The sequence below is a fragment of the Pseudoroseicyclus aestuarii genome (genome assembly GCF_003217255.1).
GTDB classification, from domain to species: Bacteria; Pseudomonadota; Alphaproteobacteria; order Rhodobacterales; family Rhodobacteraceae; genus Pseudoroseicyclus; species Pseudoroseicyclus aestuarii.
The window spans coordinates 346,063-367,404 of sequence record NZ_QJTE01000004.1; the positions used below are offsets into that span (position 1 = coordinate 346,063).

Genomic DNA, 21,342 nt, shown 5'->3' on the forward strand with positions numbered 1-21,342 from the left:
CAGGCAGCAGGGGCGGTCCGCGCCGCAAGGGTGGCGGCGCGGACCTCGGGCATCACTCGGCGGCTTCGGCCGGGGTGATGGCGTAGGCGCGGGTTTCCTGATCGACGCGCGGCGCGAAATCGAGCGTATCCGCCTCGGCCGCCCAGACCGATTGCAGGATCACGGTCGGGATCAGCGCACGATCCTCCATCGCGATCAGCGAGGCCTCTTCGTAGAGGCCGCGGCGCGCCTCGGGATCGAGGGTCTGGGTGCCCTCGTCGAAGACCTCGTCGAACTCGGGGTTGGAATAGCCCGTGCGGTTGAAGTTGCCGAAGCCGGCCTCGTCATCCTTGGAATGCACCAGCGCGCCGTAGGTATAGGCGGCCTCACCGGTCAGCGTGCCCCAGGCCGACATCGTCATGGTGTATTCCTCGCGCGCGGCGGCGGGGAAGAAGACGGTGCCGTTCAGCGCCTGCGCGTTCACGGTCAGGCCCAGCCGCGACCACATCTGCGCCAGCGCCTCGCAGACCACGGCATCGCCGGGCACGCGGTTGTTGGTGCAGGTGAAATCGATCTCGAAGCCGTCGGGATAGCCCGCCTCTTCCAGCAGCGCCTGCGCCTGCTCGATGTCGTAGGGCTTGTCGCCGATCTCGTCCGTGTAGCCGAAGAATCCCTCGGGCATCAGCTGGTTGGCCGGCGTGCCGAGGCCTTCGAGCACGATGTCGACCAGCACCTCGCGGTTGATCGCCATGTCCAGCGCCTGCCGGACGCGCAGGTCCTGCAGCGGATTGCCCTCGACCTCTTCGCCGTTCACGGTGATCGGCTGCGGCTCCTCGTCCTTCACGCTGGGCGCGATGTTCAGGATGTAGATGGAGTCGGAGACGAAAGTCTCGATATCGCCGTCGTTCTGCATCGCGAGGTAGTCCGAGGCGGGGACGTAGTTGATCAGGTCCACCTCGCCCGAGCGCAGCGCCGCGACGCGGGCGGCATCATCGGGGATCTCCTTGCGGATCACGGTCTCCCAGGCCGGCGCCTCGCCCCAGTAGTCGTCGAACCGCTCGAGCACGAGGTCGCCCTTGGGCTGCCAGGACACGAAGCGGTAGGGGCCGGTGCCGATCGCCGCCTCGCCCGAGTTGAACTCCTCGTTGCCGGCTTCCATGCCGGTCTCGGAGGGGACGACGAAGAGGCGGGTGAAGTCGTTCGGCAGCGCCGGGGCGATGCCCTTGGTGGTGACGCGCAGGGTGTAGTCGTCCACGACTTCGACGCTGTCGACATACTTGGTATAAAGCGTCATCGACATCGGGCCGGTGACCTCGGGGATCCGCTCGATCGAGAACTTCACGTCCTCGGCGGTGAAGGGCGTGCCGTCGTGGAAGGTCACGCCCTCGCGCAGCTTGAACTCCCATGTGGTGTCGTCGATCGCCTCCCAGCTCACGGCGAGGCCGGGCTGAAGCTGCAGCGTATCATCGACGTCGACCAGCGTGTCGAAGACATGGCGCAGCGCCTCGGCCTGGCTGCCCAGCGTGGACCAGTGCGGGTCGATGGAATCGGGCCCCGCGCGCAGGCCGACGGTCAGTTCCTGCGCGGCGACAGGCGCCGCCGCAAGCAGCGCCGCCGCCGCGACGGCGGATTTCAGAAGATGTTTGGACATGAGCGACTCCCCGTAAAGCGTTATTGTTGACTGGTACGTTACGGAGCGACCTCGCCGAGCGTCAAGTCAGAAATGAACGATTATTCCTGTGGACGCGCAAGAACCGGGAAGCTACGGTGAAGATAAGCAATATTGTTCTATCAGGCTGGTACGGATGCAGGAAAAGCAGGCAGAGTTGGATCCGGAGGTGGAGCGCATCGTCTCGGCCATCGATCCGCGCTCTTCCGTGGCCGTTTCGATCCAGCTGCGCGGCGCGCTGGAGTTCGGCATCGGCTCGGGCGAGTTGCGGGTGGGTCAGCGCCTGCCCTCGGTCCGGGCCATGGCGCGCCGCGTCGGCGTCTCGCCCGTCACGGTGGCGAATGTCTATGCCGCGCTGCAGGCCGCCGGCCATGTCGAGGGGCGCGCCGGATCCGGCACCTATGTCCGCGCCTCGGGCGGGGGCGACCAGCGCCAGCAGATGGCCGAGATCGACAGCCGCATCGCCGAGTTGATCGCCCTTGGCCGCGATTGCGGGATGACGCCGGCGGACCTGTCGCTGCGCGTCGCCATGGCGCAGCCGGCGCGGAGCCGCCCCGTCTCCGTCCTGCTGGTCGGCAACTTCCACGACGCCTCCGAGGCCTATGCCGCCGATATCAGCCGCCACCTGCCGCAGAGCGACCGGATCGAGGCGATGACCCTGCCCCAGCTCGAGGCGCGCGGCGCCGGGGGATACGACCTGATCGTCGCGCCGCGCACCCTGCTGGCGCAGATCCGCGGCCTCTGCCCCGGGATCGAGGTCGTCGGCGTCACGCTGATCCCGAACGAGGCGACGCGCGTCGCGCTCGCCTCGCTGCGGCCCGAGGCGCGGGTCGCGGCCTATTCCTACTTTCCCGGCTTCGTGACGATCATGAAGACCGGCATCCAGCGCTTTGCCCCCCATGTCGGGGATCTGACCATGGTCGTGCGCGGCGACCCGGGCGAGGCCCAGCGCCTTGCCGAGGCCGAGGTTCTGATCCTCGCCTCCGGCGCCGAGTACCTGCTGCAGGACCTCGGCCCCGGGCAGACCGCCTTCGAATACCGCCACACCCCGGAGGTGCAGTCGATCCGCAGCGACATCCTCCCCGCCGTGGAAACCTGCCGCCGACAGGCCGCCAACAGAAGGGACGCCGCAGAATGAGGATCACCGAAGCCAACTGGTTCGAGGTCGAGGAGTACCTCAAGACCGACGACCGCGCCGTCCTGCCGCTCGGCTCGACCGAGCAGCACGCGCACCTCAGCCTCTCGGTCGACTCCATCCTGTCGGAAAAGGTCGCCGCCGATGCGGCCCGGCCGCTGGGCGTGCCGGTTTTCCCGGCCCTCGCCTATGGCCTGACGCCCTACTTCATGGGCTATCCCGGCACGGTTTCGCTGAAGCTGGCGACCTATGCCGCCGTGGTGCGCGACATCCTCGACAGCCTCTATGCCACCGGCTTCCGCCGGGTGCTGATCGTCAACGGCCATGGCGGGAACAGCCCGGTGCAGCCCGTCTGCGCTGAATGGATGGAGGCGCATGAGGGCGCCCGCTGCCGCTTCCACGACTGGTGGCGCGCCCCCAGGACCTGGGAGACGGTGCAGTCGATCGACCCCGTCGCCAGCCATGCCAGCTGGATGGAGAACTTTCCCTGGACCCGCCTGCCGGGCCGTGACCTGCCGCAGGAGCAGAAGCCTTTCGTGCCCTTCGACCGCTTGCGCGACCGCGACGCCGCCGGGGTGCGCGCGCTGATCGGCGACGGCAACTACGGCGGCTACTACCAGCGCCCCGACGCCGACACGGATCGCCTCTGGGAGGTCGCGGTGGAAGAGACGCGCGCCCAGCTCGAGGGCGATTGGGAATGACCCAGCCGATCCTGATCTGGGGCGCCGGCGCCATCGGCGGCGTCATCGGCGCCGTGCTCGCCCGCGAAGGCCATGCCGTGCAGGTGGTCGATATCGTGCCCGAGCATGTCGCCGCGATGCGCGAGGGGCTGCGGATCGAAGGCCCGGTCGAGGCGTTCGTGCAGCCCCTGCCCGCCGCCCTGCCGGCCGAGGTCACCGGGCAATACGAGCGCATCATCCTCGCGGTAAAGGCGCATCACACCGAGGCGGCGCTCGAGATGGCGCTGCCGCACCTCGCCCCCGGCGGCCATGTCGTCTCGGCGCAGAACGGCCTGAACGAGCGTGTCATCGCCGCCCGCATCGGCGCCGAGAATACGGTCGGCTGCTTCGTCAACTTCGGCGCCGACTGGCTGGAGCCGGGGCGCATCCTTTACGGCAACCGCGCCGCCGTGGCTGTGGGCGAGCTTGACGGCCAGGTGTCGGACCGCGCGCGCGAGATCCACGGCCTGCTGTCTCTGGTGGAGCCCGAGGCCGTGCTGACCGACAACATCTGGGGCTATCTCTGGGGCAAGATGGGCTACGGCGCGCTGCTCTTCGCCACCGCTCTCACCCCCTCGTCCATGTCCGACGCCATGGCCCGCCCCGCCCATCGCAGCGCCTACGAGCGGCTGGGGCAGGAGGTCATGCGCCTCGCCTATGCCGAAGGGGTGCAGCCGCTGGGCTTCAACGGCTTCGATCCTGCCGCCTTCCGCGACGGGGACGCGGCTGGCATGGCGACCTCGCTCGACCGGATGGTCGCGCATAACCGCAAGACGGCGAAGACCCATTCCGGCATCTGGCGCGACCTTGCCGTGCGCAAACGCAAGACCGAGGTCGACGCGCAGCTTGGCATCATGCTCGAGATCGCGCAGGCGCGCGGGCTGGCGATGCCGGTGCTCTCGCGCCTCGTGGAGTTGATCCACGACATCGAGGAGGGGCGGCGCGAGCAGTCCGACGCCCTGCCCGACCTGCTGGTGACGGCATGAGGATCGATCTGTCTGGCCGCGTCTTCGTCGTCACCGGCGCGGCGCAGGGCATCGGCGCCGCCATCGTGGACAGCCTGTCGCAGGCCGGGGCGCAGGTCGCCGCCATCGACATCGACGGCGCCGGCATGGCGCGCCTGCCCGAGGGCGCCTCGCGCCACGAGGCGGATCTGGGGGATCGCGCCGCCGTCCATGCGGCGATCGACGAGATCGCCCGCCGCCATGGCCGCATCGACGGCCTCGTCACGGCCGCCGGCGGGGTGCGCGGCCAGACCGGCCGCCCGCTGGAAGAGATCACGCCCGAGGACTGGCAGGCGATCTTCGCCGCCAATGTCGATGCCGCCATGTGGTGCGCCCAGGCCGCCGCGCCGCATATGAAGGCGCAGGGAGACGGGCGGATCATCACCATCTCCTCTGGTGCCGGTCTGCGGCCCAGCCTGACCGGCATCCAGGCCTATGCCGCGGCCAAGCACGCCCTCGTCGGGCTGACGAAACAGCTCGCGCTGGAACTCGGACCGCAAGGTATCGCCGTCAATTCCGTCGCGCCGGGCTTCGTGCTGTCGAACCCCTCGACCGAGGCGCAGTGGCAGGCCTTCGGCCCCGAGCGGCAGGCCCAGATCCTCGCCGGCACCCATATGCGCCGCCTCGGCACCGCCGAAGACATCGCCCATGCCGTGACCTTCCTCGCCTCGGACCAGGCGGGATGGATCAGCGGCCAGATCCTGTCCGTCGACGGAGGACACGCATGACCGATCCCCATACCTGGCCCGAGGCGACATGGCGCCCGCGGGTGGAGCAGATCCGTGCCGGACGCTCGCTCCTGCCCGCCAAATGGCCTGGCGGGGCGCGCTGCGCCGTCGCCCTCAGCTTCGACAGCGACCACGAGACGAACGAGCTGCGCGACGGGGCCACCAGCCTCGCCCGCCTGAGCTGGGGCGAATACGGCGCCCGCCGCGGCATCCCCCGCATCCGCGAGGTTTTGCGCCGGCACGAGGCGCGCGCCAGCTTCTTCGTGCCCGCCGTCTCGGCCCTTCTGCACCCCGAGGAGCAGCGCGCCCTCTCGGGCGAGGGCCACGAGATCGCGCTGCACGGCTGGATCCACGAGCGCAATACCGAGGTTCCGGCAGAGGCGGAGCGCGCCCTGATGCTGCGCGCCGCCGATACGCTCGAGGGGATCACGGGCACCCGCCCCGTCGGCATGCGCACCCCCTCCTGGGATTTCAGCGATGCGACGCTGTCGATCGCCGAGGAGCTGGGCCTGCTCTACGACAGCTCCCTCTTCGCGGACGACGACCCCTACGAGATCGTCGCGGCCGGGCGTCCCACCGGCCTCGTGGAGCTGCCGGTAGAGTGGATCCGTGACGATGCGGCCTATTTCATGATGAACCGGCACGGCGCCCAGCGCCCCTACACGCCGCCCGCCGATGTGCTCGACATCTTCCTGCGCGAGTTCGAGGGCGCGCGGGCCGAGGGCGGCCTCTTCGTGCTGACGATGCACCCGCATATCATCGGCTACCGCTCGCGGATCTTCATCCTCGAGGCGCTGCTCGACCATATCCGCGCGACCGGCGAGGCCTGGATCGCGACCCATGCAGAGATTGCCCGTTACTGCCTGCAGGCAGCCGGGCCGAAAGGAGCGGCATGACCTATTCCATCGCGATCCACGGCGGCGCCGGCACGATCCTGAGATCGACCATGACGCCCGAGCGGGAGGCGGCCTACCGCGAGGCCCTCGCCCGCGCGCTCGAGGCCGGGGAGGCCGTGCTGCGCGCGGGCGGCGCCGCGCTGGATGCCGCGGTCGAGGCCGTCGCCGCGCTGGAGGACGAGCCGCTGTTCAACGCGGGGCGCGGCGCCGTCTTCACCGCCGAGGGAAAGCAGGAGATGGATGCCGCCGTGATGGACGGGCGCGATCGCCGCGCCGGCGCCGTCGCCGGCATCTGCGGCCCGCGCAACCCGATCCGCCTCGCCCGCGCGGTGATGGAGCGGACGGACCACGTCTGCCTTATCGGCCCCAATGCCCTTCAGGTCGGGCGCGACGCCGGCCTGCCCTTCGAGGAGCCGGAGTATTTCTTCACGCAGGCCCGCTGGGACGCGTTGCAGACGACGCTGGAGCAGCGCGCCAAGGGCGAGGTCGACGACGATCCGGCCCGCCGTCACGGCACCGTCGGCGCGGTGGCGCTGGACGAGGCCGGGCATCTGGCGGCGGCGACCTCGACCGGCGGGATGACGGCCAAGGCGCCGGGCCGCGTCGGCGATACGCCGATGATCGGCGCCGGCACCTTTGCCGACGACGCGACCTGCGCCGTCTCGGGCACCGGGCACGGCGAGATCTTCATCCGCTGGACCGCGGGTGCCGAGATCGCCGCCCGGATGCGCCACGCCGGCCAGAGCCTTGAGGACGCGGCGCGCCACGTGGTGATGGAGGATCTGGGGCGCAACGACGGCTCGGGCGGAGTGATCGCCGTGGACCGCGAGGGGAACCTGGCGCTGCCCTTCAACTGCGAGGGCATGTACCGGGCCTGGGTGAGGTCGGGGGAAGAGCCGAGCGTCGCGATCTACCGCTAAGGTTGCGAGATCACAGAATTTCCTGACCGAAAAGGCAGGTCCGTGGCAGTTTGATCTCGCGCGGGCTGCGGCCCTAGACTTGGCCGGTCCAGAGGCCCTTTGGGGATCGCCGCCAATGCCGCAGTCGCAGCCAGAGCCCGCCGGGGGGCGCGACGCCATGGCGCGCGTCCTTGGCCAGCCGCTGCCGCTGGTCCTGCTACGCGCGCCCGCCGGCATGGGCAAGAGCCACCTCTTGCGCCGCCTCGCGCGGCATCTCGGTTGCGACGTGGCAGGCCGCCTGCCCGAGGGGCGGGTCGAGGGGCCCTGCCTGATCGATCTGCAGGCGCAGGAGGGGGTGCTGCGGCTGCCACCCCTCGGCCCCGGGGCGCGGCTGATCGTGGCGCATCGGCCCGGCCTCGTCCTGCGCGGGGCGGAGCGCCTGCTGGCGCAGGGCGAGGCGCTGCGGCTGGGCCCCGAGGCGCTGCGCGGGGCCGAGGACGCTGATGGCGGCTGGCCGGTGCTGGCCCATCTGCCCGAGGAAGAGGCCCGCACCACCTATATCCGCGAAGAGGTACTCGATCCGCTGCCGCCTGCGCGCCTCGCGGCGCTGCATCTGGCGCTGAGCTACGGCCAGCCCTGCGATCCGCCGCCCGACCGGGACCTGCCGGCGCTGCGGCAGGAGGGCGGCAGACCCCGTGTGGTGCCCGAGAGCCTGCGCCCCACCCTCGAGCGCGCCTTCGCCGCCGCCCTCGCCCGCCGCCTGCCGCAGGAGGGGGCGGCGCTGACCGCCGGCTATGCCGCCGCCCCCGCCGGCGCCGCGGCGGCGGCGCTACTGGACCTCGGCGCGCCGGAGGCCGCGCTGCGGCAGTTCGAGGCGGCGCAGGGCTGGTACGCGATCTACAGGATCGGGCCCGAGGCCTTCTCCCGGCTGCTCGACCGGTTTCCCGCCGCGCTGCGACAGGCCAGCCCGGCGCTTGTCCTCGCCGATGCCATCCGGGCGCTGAAGCAGGGCGAGGTCGAATGGGCCCGCAACCGGATTGCCACGCATTTCGGCCGCGAGGCCCTGAACATCCGGCGGGTGATCAGCCGCGCCGCCGACCACGGCCCGGGCTTTCGCATCTTCAGCGTCACCATGCTGATCTACCAGGACATCGCCGTTCCGCCGGCCCTGACCGACCAGCTTTACACCCTGCTCGACGACCTGCCGCTGTCGGACGAGCTGCACAGGGGCACCTTCTACAACGCGATGGTCGAGTTCCTGACGCGCCAGCGCCGCCACGACGAGGCGCTGGTGGCGGCAGGCCGCGCGCTGCGGCACTACGAGGCGGCCGAGGTGCCGCACCTTGCCTTCTACGTCTGCCTGCACCAGGCGGGCCTTTATCTGACGCTGGGCGAGGTCGGCCGGGCCGAGGCGGCCCTGCACCGGGCGCAGGTCCTGCTGGACCGCTGCGGCTTCGACAGCCCCGGCGACGCGCGCCTGCTGCGCCTGCTGGTCGCCTGCACCGCCTACGAGCAGGGCGACAGCGGCCCGCTGATCGCCTTCTGGGGCGAGGATTCCGATCCCTTCGCCCGGGGCGAGATCTGGCCGACCCTGCTGGAGACGGCCCTGCACTACGGCGGGCAGGTGCTGGCCGAGCAGTATTCGCTGCGGACCGCGGCCAGCTTTCTCGATCGCTGGGGCGTCGTGCGCGCCCGCAACAGGCAGTTCCGCTTCATGATCGAGATGCGGCGCGCGCAGATCCAGCAGACCGGCCAGCGCTGGACCGAGGCCGCGCGCACCGCGGCCCAGCTGCAAAGCCGTCTCGACCGGGTCTGGGTCGAGACGGCGGGCGAGGAGCTGGCCCGCCTCGCGGGGCGCGAGGAGGTGCAGCTTGCGCTGTTCTGGCTGCGGCAGATCGTGCACGAGACGCCGCGGCGGGCGCATCTGGACGGCCAGCTTCGCACCATGGCGCAGAACCCGGCCCTGACCGGGCGCCAGGCGCGAAGCCTGCGCATCTGGCGCGCCCATGTCGCGCGCGAGCGCGGCGATCTGAGCCTTGCGCGCGGGCTGGTGCGCGAGATCCTCGTGCAGGCCGCCGAGACCCGGTCCCTCGCCCCGCTGAGCGAGGAGGCTGCTTTCCTGATCCCGCTGATCGAGGATCGGCGCATCGGCGATTACGTCCGGGCGGCGGGCCCGGCCCGCGCCGTGCTGCGCCGCCTGCAGGACAGCCGCGCGGGCGCCGCCGGGGCCGCCGCCCGCGGCACGCTGACCCGGCGCGAGGCGCGGATCCTGACACTGCTGGCCGAGGGCGCCTCGAACAAGCTGATCGGGCGCCAGCTGGGCATCGCCGAGGGAACCGTGAAGTTCCACGTCACCAACCTGCTGCGCAAGATGGGCTGCGCCAACCGCGGCGAGGCCATCGCCGCCGGGCAGGCGCTGGGCTGGCTGGGCTGAAAACCCAGACCTCGACCGGCAAAACCCCGACCTTGGACCCGTTGCGACAGGCTGGGCGGCTGCCGCAGCATGTTTTGCATCAGCAAGGCCCTGCGAGGGGCAACAAACGATCCCGCCAAGGGGGCAGCCGCCATGCGTGCCGATCTGATCGAGGCCATCCTGCGCCGCCTTCTGGGCTTTGTCCTCGTGCTGCTGGTGCTGTCTCTGATGATCTTCGTGCTGGCGCGCATCGTGCCCGGCGATCCGGCGCGCATGGCCCTTGGCCCCTCGGCCACGGCCGAGCAGGTGACGGCGCTGCAGCAGGAGATGGGCCTCGATAGGCCCGTCCTCGTGCAATACGCCAGCTACCTCGGCGGGGCGCTGCAGGGCGATCTCGGCCGCTCGCTGGTCACCAACCGCCCGGTGATCCGCGACGTGGCAGAGTTCCTGCCCGCGACGCTGGAGCTGGTGATCATCACCATCGCGATCATGATCGTCGTGGCGATCCCGCTGGGGGTGACGACCGCGCGCTACCGCGACAGCTGGATCGATAACGGCGGGCGCGTCTTCTCGCTGATCGGGGTGACGATCCCCAGCTTCCTCTTCGCCATCGGGCTGCAGCTGCTGGCGGCGAACTTCATCCCCGGTTGGCCGATCCTGGGCCGCGTGGACCGCACACTGCCGATCCCCGACGGGCCGACCGGATTGCTGCTGCTGGACAGCCTGGTGCATGGGCAGGGCGCGGTCTTCGTCGATGCGGCGCAGCACCTGGCCTTTCCGGCGTTGGCGCTGGCCATGGCCAGCATCGGCCAGATCACCCGCATCACCCGCTCTGCGATGATCGAGAACCAGCGCAAGGATCACGTCCTGACGCTGCGCAGCTTCGGCGTGCCGGACCGGGTGATCGTGTTCCGCTACCTGCTGAAGCTCAGCTCGGTCGCGCCGCTGACGATCATGGGGCTCGAGTTCGCCTCGCTCATCGGGAACGCCTTCGTGGTCGAGATGGTCTTTGGCTGGGGCGGCTTCGCCAGCTACGGTCTGACCGCGATCCTGCAGAAGGATCTGAACGCGCTGATGGCGGTGGTGCTGGTCTCGGGGCTGTTCTTCATCCTCGCCAATCTCGTCATCGACCTGATCCTCAGCCTGATCGACCCGCGCCAGCGCAGGGGAGCCCCCGCATGAGCATGACCGACGACCGCCTGACCGAGGACCTGGCCGAGGGCCGCCCCGCCGATACCGCCCCGCTGAGCGCCGGCTACATGACCTGGTACCGGTTCAGCCGGAACCCGGCGGCTGTGATCGGCGCGCTGATCGTGATCTCGACCATCCTCTGCGCCATCTTCGCGCCGCTGATCGCGCCCTACCCCGACCATATCGGCACCGTGGTGGATTTCCGCAGCCGCCATCTGCCCCCCGATGCCGAACACTGGATGGGCACCGACAAGGCCGGGCGCGACATCTTCAGCCGCACCGTCTTCGGCTTTCGCGTCTCGCTGCTGCTGGTCGTGGGCGTTCTGGGCATCTCGGTGCCCGTCGGCAGTCTGCTGGGCATGACCGCCGGCTATTTCGGCGGCTGGACCGAGCGGCTGATCACCGGCTTCACCGACGTGATGCTGGCGATCCCGCCGCTGGTCATGGCGCTGGCCATCGGCAACGTGCTGGAGCCGACGCTGGTCAACGCGATGATCGCCGTCACCCTGCTGTGGTGGACCTGGCACGCGCGGCTGATCTACCGCGTCACCAGCCAGATCATGGCCGAGGACTACGTCGAGGCCGCGCGCCTTGCCGGCGCCAGCCACTGGCACATCCTGCTGCGGGAGATCCTGCCCAACTGCGTCTCGGTGATCTCGGTCAAGACGACGCTGGACGCGGCCTTCGTGATCCTCTTCGGCGCGACGCTCTCCTTCCTCGGCTTCGGAGTGCGCCCGCCGACGCCTGACCTCGGCTCCATGGTGGCCGACGGGCGCCAGTTCCTGCCCGAGATGTGGTGGGAGGTCCTCGCCCCCGGCTTCGCCATCTTCTACGCGACCCTCGGCTTCAACCTGCTGGGCGACGGCCTGCGCGACATGTTCGACGTGGAGGCCTGAGCCATGCCGCTTCTCGATGTGCAGGATCTGAACATTCGCTTCACCGGCTACGGCCGCACCGCCCATGTGCTGCGCGACGTGTCCTTTTCCGTGGGCCGAGGCGAGCGCGTCGCCCTGATCGGCGAGACGGGCTCGGGCAAGTCGATCACCGCCAAGGCGATCCTCGGCACGCTGCCGAACAACGCCAGCACCCGGGGCGGCATCCGCTACGACGGGCTCGACGTGATGGCCATGGCCCCGCGCGAGCGGGACAGGCTGAAGGGCACCGCCTTCTCGATCATCATGCAGGACCCGCTGTCGTCGTTTAACCCGGTCTTCCGGATCGGGCGGCATCTCGACGACATCCTCTACTACGCCGACCGCCGGCAGGGCCGGGTCAGTGGCGCGCAGGACCGCAAGGCCCGCATCCTCGAGGTGCTGCGCCGCGTGCAGCTGTCCGACCCCGAGCGCGTCTACGGCGCCTGGCCCTTCGAGTTGTCGGGCGGGATGCGCCAGCGGGTGCTGATCGCGCTGGCCCTGCTGCACCACCCGGCGATCCTGATCGCGGACGAGCCCGGCACCGCGCTCGACGTCACCACACAGGACGAGATCCTGCGCCTGATCAACCGCCTCGTCGCGGAAGAGGGGCTGTCGCTCCTGATGATCACCCATAACCTCGGCGTCGTGCGGCAGACCGCCGACACGGTTCTGGTGATGCAGCACGGGCGGATCGTGGAGCGCGGCCCCCTTTCCCAGGTCTTCGAGGCGCCGGAAGAGGCCTATACGAAATCGCTGATGGAGGCGGTGCCGCCGCTTTACGGCCCGCGCGTGACCGACCAGCCGGTCTCAACCCAGGCCCCGATCATCACGATGACGGGCGTCGACAAGGTCTATGGCTCTGGCTCGATGCTGCGCCGGGGCGCCGGGCACCGCGCGGTGACGGATGTCGGCCTGACCGTGCGCGAGGGCGAGATCTTCGGCCTCGCCGGTGAATCCGGCTCGGGCAAGACCACCGTCGCGCGGATGCTGATGGGCCTGCTGGAGCCGACGAGTGGCACCATCGAGGCCGACCGCGGCGGGCCGCGGCGGCTGACGCAGATCGTCTACCAGAATCCCGGCACCTCGCTGAACCCCAAGCGGACGGCGGCGCAGACGCTGGCGGTGCCGCTCGCGCATGTCGGCCTCAAGGGTGCGCAGGCCCGCGCGCGGATGACCGAGCTGATGAGCCTCGTGAAACTGCCCGAGAGCTTTCTGGGCAAGTACCCGCACGAGCTGTCGGGCGGGCAGAAACAGCGCGTCGCCATCGCCCGCGCCCTGGCCGCCGAGCCGCGCGTGCTGATACTGGACGAGCCGACAAGCGCGCTCGACGTCTCGGTGCAGAAGACGGTGATCGATCTGCTGCTGCAGCTGCGCGAGGATCTGGGGCTGACCTACGTCATCATCAGCCACGACCTCTCGCTGATGCGCAACTTCTGCTCGCGCCTCGCGATCATGCGGCAGGGCGAGATCATCGAGGACGGCACGCCGGCCGAGATCTTCGCCGCGCCGCGCCACCCCTACACCCGCGCCCTGATCGCCGCGATCCCGGTCCTGACCGACGCGGAAGAAGCCCTCAAACCCGAGATCACCGACGCAGAGCGGCACCGCTTTCTCGTCACCTCGGACACAGACACCAACGAAGAAGGACATGACCATGTATCGACTGGGCATTGATGTCGGTGGCACCAACACCGACGCCGTCGTGATGCAGGGCAAGACCGTGCTGTCCGGCGTCAAGACGGCGACCACCGAGGACGTGACATCCGGCGTGCGCGCCGCGCTGGAAGAGGCCATCGCCGCCGCCGGCATCGACCGCGCCAAGGTCGGCAAGGTGATGATCGGCACCACGCATTTCACCAATGCGGTGATCGAGCGGCGGCACCTCGACCCGGTCGCGGCGATCCGCCTCGGCCTGCCGGCGACCGCCTGCCTGCCGCCCGCCGTCGACTGGCCCGAGGATCTGAAGCATGTCGTCGGCGATCACGGCTACATCATCGGCGGCGGCTACGAGTTCGACGGCCGCGAGATCGGCCCGCTGGACGAGGAGGCCCTCGTCCGCATCGCCGGCGAGATCACCGAGAAGGGCCTGAAGGCCGCGGCGATCACCTGCGTCTTCGGCCCGATCAACGCCGCAATGGAAGAGCGCGCCAAGGCGATCCTCGAGGAAAAATGCCCCGGCCTGCCGGTGGTGCTGTCCACCGACATCGGCCGCATCGGCCTGCTGGAGCGCGAAAGCGCGGCGATCATGAACGCCTCGCTCCTTGGCCTTGCCGCGCGCACGGTCAGCGCCTTCGAGACGGCGCTGGCGGAGTCGGGCCTCGACTGCCCCTTCTACCTCACGCAGAACGACGGCACGCTGATGGCGGCCGATGTGGTCAAGCGCTTCCCGGTGCTGACCTTCGCCTCGGGGCCCACGAACTCCATGCGCGGGGCGGCCTTCCTGACCGGCGTGACAGAGGCCATCGTCGTGGACATCGGCGGCACCACGACGGATGTCGGCGCGCTGCACCTCGGCTTTCCGCGCCAGGCCTCGACCATCGTCGACGTGGGCGGGGTGCGCACCAACTTCCGCATGCCCGACGTCTTCTCCGTCGGGCTTGGGGGCGGCTCCATCGTCGCGGATGACGGCGGCAAGGTCGGCCCGCAATCCACCGGCTACCGCATCACCCGCGAGGCGCGCGTCTTCGGCGGCGAGACCCTGACCGCAACCGATATCGCCGTGGCCGCCGGCCTCGCCGATGTCGGCGACAGCGCCAAGGTGACGGGGCTGGAGCCCGCGATCATCGAGAAAGCGATGACCGAGATCACCGCCATCCTCGAGAACAGCGTCGAGCGCAGCCGCATCTCGCCCGAGCCGATCCCGGTGATCGCCGTGGGCGGCGGGTCGATCCTGATGCCCGACCGGCTTGGCGATCTCGACGTGATCCGCCCCGACCACTTTGCCGTGGCCAATGCCGTCGGCGCCGCCATCGCCCAGGTCAGCGGCGAGGTGGACCGCGTCTTCAGCCTGGAAAAGATCAGCCGCGAGGACTGCCTGACCCAAGCCGAGGAAGAGGCAACGCGCCAGGCCATCGAGGCCGGCGCCCTGCCCGAGACCTGCCAGGTGATCGAGCGCGAGGACGTGCCGCTCGCCTACCTGCCCGGCAACGCGACCCGCATCCACGTCAAGGTGGTCGGAGAAATGGGAGGCGTCGATGCCTGAACTCGCCTTTGATCCCGCCGACCTCTGGCACCTCGACCTCGAGGATATCGACGCGCTCGAAATCGGGTCGGGCATCCTCGGCACCGGCGGCGGCGGCAACCCCTACGTCGGCAAGCTGCGCGCAAGGCAGGCCCTTGCCGAAGGGCTGGACCTGGCGGTGCTGCCGCTTGAGAAGATTGCCGATCAGGCCTGGACCATCTCCGTGGGGGGCATCGGCGCGCCCGTGGTCGGGGTCGAACGCATCCGCGAGGGGCGCGAGGGGCTGCGCGCCATCCGGGCGCTGGAAGAGCATCTTGGCCTGACCACCGATGCCGTCGTCTGCGAGGAAATCGGCGGCTCCAACGCCTTCGAGCCGCTGCTGGTCGGCGCCTTTGCCGGGCTGCCGGTGCTGGACGGCGACGGCATGGGCCGCGCCTTCCCCGAGATGCAGATGACGACCTTCTCGATCTACGGGCACAAGTCCACGCCCTCTGCCATGGCGGACGTGCATGGCAACGTCGTGCTGTTCCAGCACGCCACAACCGAGCTGTTTCACGAGCGCATGGCCCGCGCCTGCGTCGTGGCGCAGGGCGGCGGATCGGATCTGGCGGCGGCGCCGATGCGCGGCAGCTTCGTCAAGGAGTTCGCCATTCCGCATACCTACACCCAGGCCATCGCGCTGGGCCGCGCGGTGATGGAGGCGCAGAAGCGCCACGACGATCCCATCGACGCGATCTGCAAGAAAGAGAACGGCCGCCGCGTCTTCTCGGGCAAGATCACCGACCTCAAGCGGCACCTGCGCGGCGGCTTCGTCGTCGGCGAGGCGCAGCTCTCGGGCATCGACGACTGCCACGGCGACGAGGCCAGCGTGCTGATCCAGAACGAGAACCTTGTGTTCAGCCGCGGCGGGCAGGTCGAGGTCTGCGTGCCCGACCTGATCCTCGTGCTCGACGTCGACACCGGCGAGGCGATCACCACCGAGCTTCTGCGCTACGGCCAGCGCGTCGCCATCGTCGCCCTGCCCTGCCACCGCCTGCTGCGATCGGACCGCGCGCTTGAGGTCGTCGGCCCGGCCGCCTTCGGCTTCCCGGACATCACCTACCGGCCCCTGCCGCTGCCCGAGGAGGTGTCATGAGCACCCAAATCACGGCAGAGGATCTGGATGCGGTCGCCCTCGGCGGGGCCTTCCTTGGCACCGGGGGCGGCGGCGATCCCTATATCGGCAAGCTGATGGCCAAGGCCGCGCTCCTCGAGCATGGGCCGGTCACGCTGATCGACGCCGCAGAGCTGCCCGAGGATGCGCTTTGCGTGCCCGTCTTCATGATGGGCGCGCCAACCGTCATGGTCGAAAAGCTGCCCGCCGGGACAGAGGTCCTCGCCGCGCTGGCGCAGATCAAGCAGATCATGGGCCGCAAGGCCACCGCCCTCGTCTGCGCCGAGGCGGGCGGGCTGAACTCCACCATCCCCTTCGCGGTGGCGGCGGTGACCGGCCTGCCGCTTCTGAACGGCGACGGCATGGGCCGCGCCTTCCCGGAGTTGCAGATGTGCAGCTTCACCATGCACGGGGTGAAGGCGACGCCGCTGGTGCTGGCCGACGACAAGGGCAATGCCGCCAGCTTCACCACCATCGACAACCTCTGGACCGAACGCCTTGCGCGGGCCGCCACGGTCGAGATGGGCGGTGCCGCGCTGGTCGCCGCCTATCCGATGACCGGCGCGCAGGCGCAGGCCTCGCTTCTGCACGGCACGATGACCCTGATCCTCGAGATCGGGCGCACCATCCAGGAAGAGCGGCGCGCCATGCGCCACCCGGGCGAGGCGCTGCGCGCCCTGACCGGCGGGCACAAGCTGATGCGCGCCCGCGTCGCCGACATCCGGCGCGAGACGACGGGCGGCTTCGTGCGCGGCACCGCCACCCTGCGCGGCATCGACGAGGATGCGGGCCGCAGCTTCACCGTCGATTTCCAGAACGAGTTCCTTGTGGCCCGCGACGACACGGGCCGCGTGCTGACCACCACGCCGGACCTGATCTGCGCGCTCGACGGCGATGCCGGCCTGCCGGTGACCACCGAAAGCCTGCGCTACGGCCTGACGCTGGAGCTGACCGGCATCCCCGCCGATCCGCAGTGGCGGACCGAGGCGGGGCTGACCCTCGCCGGGCCGGGGTACTTCGGCTACGACCACGCCTTCGCGCCGGTCGAGGCCCTTCTTTCGACATCGTAACGACCAACAGGGAAAGGGAAAAACAATGAAGACCACGCTTCTTGCCGGCCTGCTCGCCACTGCCGCGATCCCCGCGGCGGCGCAGACCGCCACCACGATGAACGTCACGCAGGTCTTCGGCACCGTCGATCCGGCGAAGATCACCGACTACACCGAATACATGGCGGCGGTGAACCTTTACGACGGGCTGACCACCGTTGCGGGCGACGGCTCCATCGTGCCGCAGCTCGCCTCGGACTGGACCGTGTCCGAAGACAGCCTGACCTATACCTTCACGCTGAAGGAGGGCGCGACCTTTACCGACGGCTCCCCGGTCGAGGCGAAGGACGTCGTCTGGTCGCTGCAGCGGCTGATCGCGCTGAACGAGGGGCCCTCTTACCTTTTCGCCGGGCTGATCGACCCCGAGGCCGTCGTCGCGACCGATGACAGGACGGTTGAGATCACGCTGAACCGCGTCTTCGCGCCCTTCCTTGCCGCGACGCCGCTGATCCTGATCGTGAACTCGGACGTCGCGATGGAAGAGGGCAGCGGCGACTGGGCCGAGGACCTGCTGGGCGAGACGCCCGAGGGCGCAGGCCCCTATACCATCGCCTCCTGGAACCGCGGCTCCGAGATGGTGATCGAGCGCTTCGAGGATTACCACGGCGGCTTCACCGGCACGCCGCTGGACCGCATCCGCTTCGTCGTCACCAACGACGAGGCCACCGTCAAGGCGCTGGCCACCAGCGGCGAGCTGGGCATCTCCTCTCCGAACCAGGCGACCGAGACCTACGATTCCATCGGCGCGATGGAGGGCTACGAGATCGAGACCACGCCCACGGCGACGGGCTTCTACATCAAGATGAACACGCAAGCCGCGCCGACCGACGACATCCACCTGCGCCGCGCGATCCAGTACGCGACGGACTACCAGACCATCCGCGAGGTGATCTATCCCGGCTTCGAGATGGCCGGCCCGCTCTCGCCCAGCTTCGAGGACGCCTATCTCGATACGCTCGAGGCACCGGTCTACGACCTCGACAAGGCCGCCGAGGAGCTGGCGCAATCCGCCTATGCCGGCGAGGATCTGACTATTCCGCTGGCCTATGTCGCGGGCCTGTCCTTCGAGGAGGACATCGCCCTGCTGATGCAGGCCAACCTCGAGGCGATCGGCATCACGGTCGAGCTTCAGCCCGAGCCCTGGAACCGGATCACCGAGCTGGCCTCCGACCCCTCGACCACCCCGGCGCTGACGCAGGTCTTCAACGGCCCCTCCTACCCCTCGCCGGATTCGGTCTTCTTCGTGCAGTACCATTCCGACAGCGCCGGCACCTGGGCCTCGATGGAATGGCTCGAGGACCCGGAGATCGACGCCCTGATCGACGCCTCGCGCGCCGAGACGGACACCGGGGCCCGCAACGAGATCTACAAGGAGCTTCAGCAGAAGCTCGTCGACGGCGCATCGGACGTCTACCTGACCTTCGAGGAAGAGCGTCAGGCCATGTCCACCTGCCTGCAGGGCTACACCTACGTGCCGATGATGAGCTGGCAGTACGACTTTTCCCGCATGAGCTGGGACTGCAGCGCCGGCTGAGCCGGAGGCAGACCAGCCGCGGGAGAAGCCGCCAGCGCCGGGGCCTTCCCCTGCCGGCGCTGGCGGCAGCAAGTTCGAATTTGGTGCCGCCCGGGGGCGTCCGGCCCCGGGCGGCGCACCGTCAGGGCGGCGTGAGAAATCCAGTCATCGCAATCCGATGACGTCCTTCTGGCGGTCTCGACGGTTACAGCGTCGGCGCCCAGTCTATGGCCCGGTCTCCAAGCGGCTCCAGCCGGTCGAAGAGGTCCCGCCCGGTGGCGGTCAGGGCGTAGCCGCCGCCGACTTTCTCGACCGACCCGGCCTCGAGCAGTTCTTTCAGCTGCGCGTTCAGCACGCTCGGAGAAGCGACCTCGCAGCGCGCCTGTAGGTCGCCATCGTCGGGATGACAGTCTGCTACGCCACCTCGACAGTCTATGTCCCGCGCTTCGTCACCCGTGCGGCGCTGGAGATGGCGGCGGGCTTCATGCTCGTCGGCACTGTCGTCACGGGAGGTCCCGTCGCCGTCTACGATGCAGATCTGGCAAGCATTGATACGACCCTCCCCTCACTCAAGGCGACCCCTTACCTCGGGCTGGTCTCGGCTGCCGCGGCGAACCTCGTCTACTTCCGCCTCGTGCCGGGGCTCGGGGCAACGCGGATGGCCCGGGTCAAGTTCGCGATTCCCAAAGTGGGAACCGTGCTGGGCGTGCTGATCCTCGAAAAGGCGGTGACCCCGCAGCGCCTCGCGGGCCTTGCGATCATCCTGGGCTTAGTCTGGCTGGGAATCGGGGCGAAGCCAGCCGCTTCGGCATGACCGGCCGGTCGGCGGCGAGTTATCCGACGATAGGGGACAGACCCCGTACTGCTGATCATCGAAAAACTGGTGCTGCTGGAGAACACCGCGCGCCTACGTCATAGCTTTGCAAGCCATGCCAGATTGCCCGAGAAACGAGGGAGAATCGAGCGGGTGCCGTGCCACCTGATGGCACCCCCTGCCCTCAAACCACGGTCCTATTGGTTGGTAGATATGGCGCGACAGAGGAACAAGCTCTCAGCGGTGGCGGTCTGGAAGGCCGGGCCCGGCACCATGCAGGACGGCGGCGGGCTGATGCTGAATCGCACCGCTGATGGCGGCACCAGGATATATCGCTACTCCACCAGCGGGCGCCGGCGCGAAATGGGTCTGGGCTCCTATCCGACTGTCACACTCGCAGATGCGCGGCAGGCACGCGATCGCTGGGAGGCCGTCCTGCGATCCGATTATCGAACGCGGACGTCAGCGGGAGGCCGAAATCGCGTCGCGCGATGCTGTCGACCCGACGCTCGAGGACCTGGTGCAGACGGTCTTCGAGGCGATCAAGGGGGCCTGCGCGGCCGCGGCGATCGAGGTCGGTGGATGTCTCCCCTGGCCGTCCACGTCCTCCCGAAGATCGGCCAGAGGTGGGCTGCGGCGTTGACCGCCACGGACTTTGCGGCCGCGCTGCGCACCCTCTGGCGCGAGAAGCACCCCACTGCCGAGAAGGCCATCCTGCGCCTCGGCATCGTTTATCGACGCGGCAAGCTCATGGGCTTCCCGGTGGATCCCTTCACGCTTCTGAGCGCGCAGCACATCCTGGGCGAGGTGCATCACGAGAACGAGCACATCGTCGCCGCCAGATGGCAGGATGCACCGGTCCTCTACAGGAGACTTGACGGTCTTTCCTCCGGCAGGATGGCCCTCCGCATGACCATGCTGACCCTGGCCCGATCCGCCAGCGTTCGGGGCATGCAGTTCAGTGAAGTCGAAGGCGACTTCTGGATTATATCTGCCGACAAAATGAAAGGCCGTCAGGGCATGGTTCGTGATGTCCGGGTGCCTCTATCGGCGCCAGCCCTGCGCATCCTTGTCGCGGCTACTGAGGTATCGGACCACTACGTGTTCCCGTCCTACTACGCCGGCCGCGGCGTCAGCGAGACAGCGCTGCGGAAGGTGTTGAACGAGATCGGCGAAGCGGGCCGCATCCACGGCTTTTGCACGACGTTCCGAACCTGGGTGCAGGACAACGACGTCTGCTCGCGTGACGTGGCCGAGACGATCCTGTCGCACAAGATCGCTGGAAAGACCTAGTCGAGCTACGCGCGGTCTGACCTGCTGGATCGCCGGCGCGAGGTGATGGCCGCGTAGGCTGCCTACCTGGAGGGGTAGAGCCCTCCTAGAGGCTTTCCCCTGCCAGTAGCTACGGCCGCAAGAAAAGACGACCCTCACCCGACAGTAGCCTCCCTACCGCGCCTCGATGCGGGCGATGAGCTGGCGCTCGATCTCGGCTTTGTCTGCATCCCCTTCGGCCCCATAGCGCTTGAGGTTCCGCCGGTAGATCACCAGAAGTTCGTCCTTCGAGATCGCCATGCTGCCCTCCTATTCCGTCTCGTTGAGGGCGCGCCGCGCCAGAGCGGCAACGCGCTTCCGGTGCGGCATCCGGGCGTTTTCGCGCTCGAGTTCCGCGGTGCAATCGACCAGGTGAGCGCGCAGCCGCTCAATTTCCGCCTGATTGTGGTCGTGGCGCCGATCGAATTCGGTCAGCAGATTTCTGACGCGCTGGTTATGAGACCGATTAGATCTTCCCGCAGGAATAGGGCTACGCTCCTGTCCATCCCCGATACGAAGGAGTACCGACGTGACCGGAGACGACGCCGCCCGTCTCGGCCTACAGGTCAAGCCGTTGATGTGGTACGCAGTATCCGATGAATTCTACGCCGAGGAGGCGTGACCTGCCCCCCGGAACGTCCCTCGGTTCAATGTAGAGTTTGCTTCATCCCGAAGGAGCAGACGACATGAGGAAAAGCCGCTTCACCGAGGCGC

General features: G+C 69.1%; 19 protein-coding genes and 1 pseudogene. 17 read left to right on the plus strand and 3 right to left on the minus strand.

All coding sequences use genetic code 11. The features are described from left to right. Positions 1–52: 52 nt before the first annotated feature. The gene (locus DFP88_RS13505) at positions 53–1,630 is read right to left on the minus strand and encodes an ABC transporter substrate-binding protein (RefSeq protein ID WP_110815215.1); all 1,578 of its coding nucleotides are present in this window, start codon (positions 1,628–1,630) and stop codon (positions 53–55) included. 154 nt (positions 1,631–1,784) lie between these two features. On the opposite strand from DFP88_RS13505, the gene DFP88_RS13510 reads away from it, so the two are divergent. The 14 genes from DFP88_RS13510 to DFP88_RS13575 all read left to right on the plus strand — a co-directional run bounded on the left by DFP88_RS13510 (position 1,785) and on the right by DFP88_RS13575 (position 18,524). Next, a complete protein-coding gene (locus DFP88_RS13510; RefSeq protein ID WP_245904817.1) occupies positions 1,785–2,786 on the plus strand; it encodes a GntR family transcriptional regulator in 1,002 nt (333 codons plus the stop codon). Continuing rightward, positions 2,783–3,484, plus strand: a complete 702-nt coding sequence (locus DFP88_RS13515; RefSeq protein ID WP_110815216.1) for a creatininase family protein — start codon at positions 2,783–2,785, stop codon at positions 3,482–3,484. The genes DFP88_RS13510 and DFP88_RS13515 overlap by 4 nt, the downstream gene beginning before the upstream one ends. Next, positions 3,481–4,488 carry a ketopantoate reductase family protein gene (locus DFP88_RS13520; protein ID WP_110815217.1) on the plus strand — a complete coding sequence of 336 codons (1,008 nt, stop codon included), beginning with the start codon at positions 3,481–3,483 and terminating at the stop codon, positions 4,486–4,488. Before DFP88_RS13515 ends, DFP88_RS13520 begins: the two co-directional genes overlap by 4 nt. Next, positions 4,485–5,234, plus strand: coding sequence for an SDR family NAD(P)-dependent oxidoreductase (locus DFP88_RS13525; protein ID WP_110815218.1), 750 nt, complete (start codon positions 4,485–4,487; stop codon positions 5,232–5,234). The genes DFP88_RS13520 and DFP88_RS13525 overlap by 4 nt, the downstream gene beginning before the upstream one ends. Continuing rightward, positions 5,231–6,130: a polysaccharide deacetylase family protein gene (locus DFP88_RS13530; protein WP_110815219.1), complete on the plus strand. Its 900-nt coding sequence runs from the start codon at positions 5,231–5,233 to the stop codon at positions 6,128–6,130. The genes DFP88_RS13525 and DFP88_RS13530 overlap by 4 nt, the downstream gene beginning before the upstream one ends. After that, positions 6,127–7,050, plus strand: coding sequence for an isoaspartyl peptidase/L-asparaginase family protein (locus tag DFP88_RS13535; RefSeq protein ID WP_110815220.1), 924 nt, complete (start codon positions 6,127–6,129; stop codon positions 7,048–7,050). The genes DFP88_RS13530 and DFP88_RS13535 overlap by 4 nt, the downstream gene beginning before the upstream one ends. A 115-nt stretch (positions 7,051–7,165) precedes the next feature. Then, positions 7,166–9,463 (plus strand): helix-turn-helix transcriptional regulator, encoded by a 2,298-nt coding sequence (locus DFP88_RS13540; RefSeq protein WP_110815221.1) that lies wholly within the window; start codon positions 7,166–7,168, stop codon positions 9,461–9,463. A 132-nt stretch (positions 9,464–9,595) separates the two neighbouring features. Next, positions 9,596–10,624, plus strand: a complete 1,029-nt coding sequence (locus DFP88_RS13545) for an ABC transporter permease (protein ID WP_110815222.1) — start codon at positions 9,596–9,598, stop codon at positions 10,622–10,624. Further along, positions 10,621–11,529, plus strand: a complete 909-nt coding sequence (locus DFP88_RS13550) for an ABC transporter permease (protein WP_245904818.1) — start codon at positions 10,621–10,623, stop codon at positions 11,527–11,529. The genes DFP88_RS13545 and DFP88_RS13550 overlap by 4 nt, the downstream gene beginning before the upstream one ends. Before the next feature lie 3 nt (positions 11,530–11,532). Then, positions 11,533–13,221, plus strand: coding sequence for an ATP-binding cassette domain-containing protein (locus tag DFP88_RS13555; protein WP_110815223.1), 1,689 nt, complete (start codon positions 11,533–11,535; stop codon positions 13,219–13,221). After that, complete coding sequence (locus DFP88_RS13560) at positions 13,196–14,749, plus strand: hydantoinase/oxoprolinase family protein (RefSeq protein ID WP_245904819.1); 1,554 nt, start codon at positions 13,196–13,198, stop codon at positions 14,747–14,749. The genes DFP88_RS13555 and DFP88_RS13560 overlap by 26 nt, the downstream gene beginning before the upstream one ends. Continuing rightward, entirely contained in the window at positions 14,742–15,863 is a 1,122-nt protein-coding gene (locus DFP88_RS13565) for an S-methyl thiohydantoin desulfurase family protein (protein ID WP_110815225.1), read from the plus strand. Before DFP88_RS13560 ends, DFP88_RS13565 begins: the two co-directional genes overlap by 8 nt. Next, the gene (locus DFP88_RS13570) at positions 15,860–16,951 is read left to right on the plus strand and encodes an S-methyl thiohydantoin desulfurase family protein (protein WP_110815226.1); all 1,092 of its coding nucleotides are present in this window, start codon (positions 15,860–15,862) and stop codon (positions 16,949–16,951) included. Before DFP88_RS13565 ends, DFP88_RS13570 begins: the two co-directional genes overlap by 4 nt. Positions 16,952–16,976: 25 nt before the next feature. Beyond that, entirely contained in the window at positions 16,977–18,524 is a 1,548-nt protein-coding gene (locus tag DFP88_RS13575) for an ABC transporter substrate-binding protein (RefSeq protein WP_110815227.1), read from the plus strand. A 184-nt stretch (positions 18,525–18,708) separates the two neighbouring features. Here DFP88_RS13575 and DFP88_RS17080 read toward each other — a convergent pair whose 3' ends face one another. Continuing rightward, on the minus strand, positions 18,709–18,858 hold the full coding sequence (locus DFP88_RS17080; RefSeq protein WP_181418645.1) for a hypothetical protein: 150 nt from the start codon (positions 18,856–18,858) through the stop codon (positions 18,709–18,711). Between the two features lie 48 nt (positions 18,859–18,906). Between DFP88_RS17080 and DFP88_RS13580 the strand changes: the two genes are divergently transcribed. From DFP88_RS13580 to DFP88_RS13585, 3 genes and pseudogenes are all read left to right on the plus strand, one after another. Further along, positions 18,907–19,317 (plus strand): EamA family transporter, encoded by a 411-nt coding sequence (locus tag DFP88_RS13580; RefSeq protein WP_110815228.1) that lies wholly within the window; start codon positions 18,907–18,909, stop codon positions 19,315–19,317. A gap of 273 nt (positions 19,318–19,590) precedes the next feature. Then, positions 19,591–19,746: pseudogene (locus tag DFP88_RS17550) on the plus strand (Arm DNA-binding domain-containing protein); the annotation flags it as partial. A gap of 210 nt (positions 19,747–19,956) precedes the next feature. Continuing rightward, the gene (locus tag DFP88_RS13585; RefSeq protein ID WP_146227502.1) at positions 19,957–20,610 is read left to right on the plus strand and encodes a tyrosine-type recombinase/integrase; all 654 of its coding nucleotides are present in this window, start codon (positions 19,957–19,959) and stop codon (positions 20,608–20,610) included. A gap of 153 nt (positions 20,611–20,763) precedes the next feature. On the opposite strand, the gene DFP88_RS17485 is transcribed toward DFP88_RS13585, so the two are convergent. After that, a complete protein-coding gene (locus tag DFP88_RS17485) occupies positions 20,764–20,889 on the minus strand; it encodes a hypothetical protein (protein ID WP_281268196.1) in 126 nt (41 codons plus the stop codon). Between the last annotated feature and the right edge of the window lie 453 nt (positions 20,890–21,342).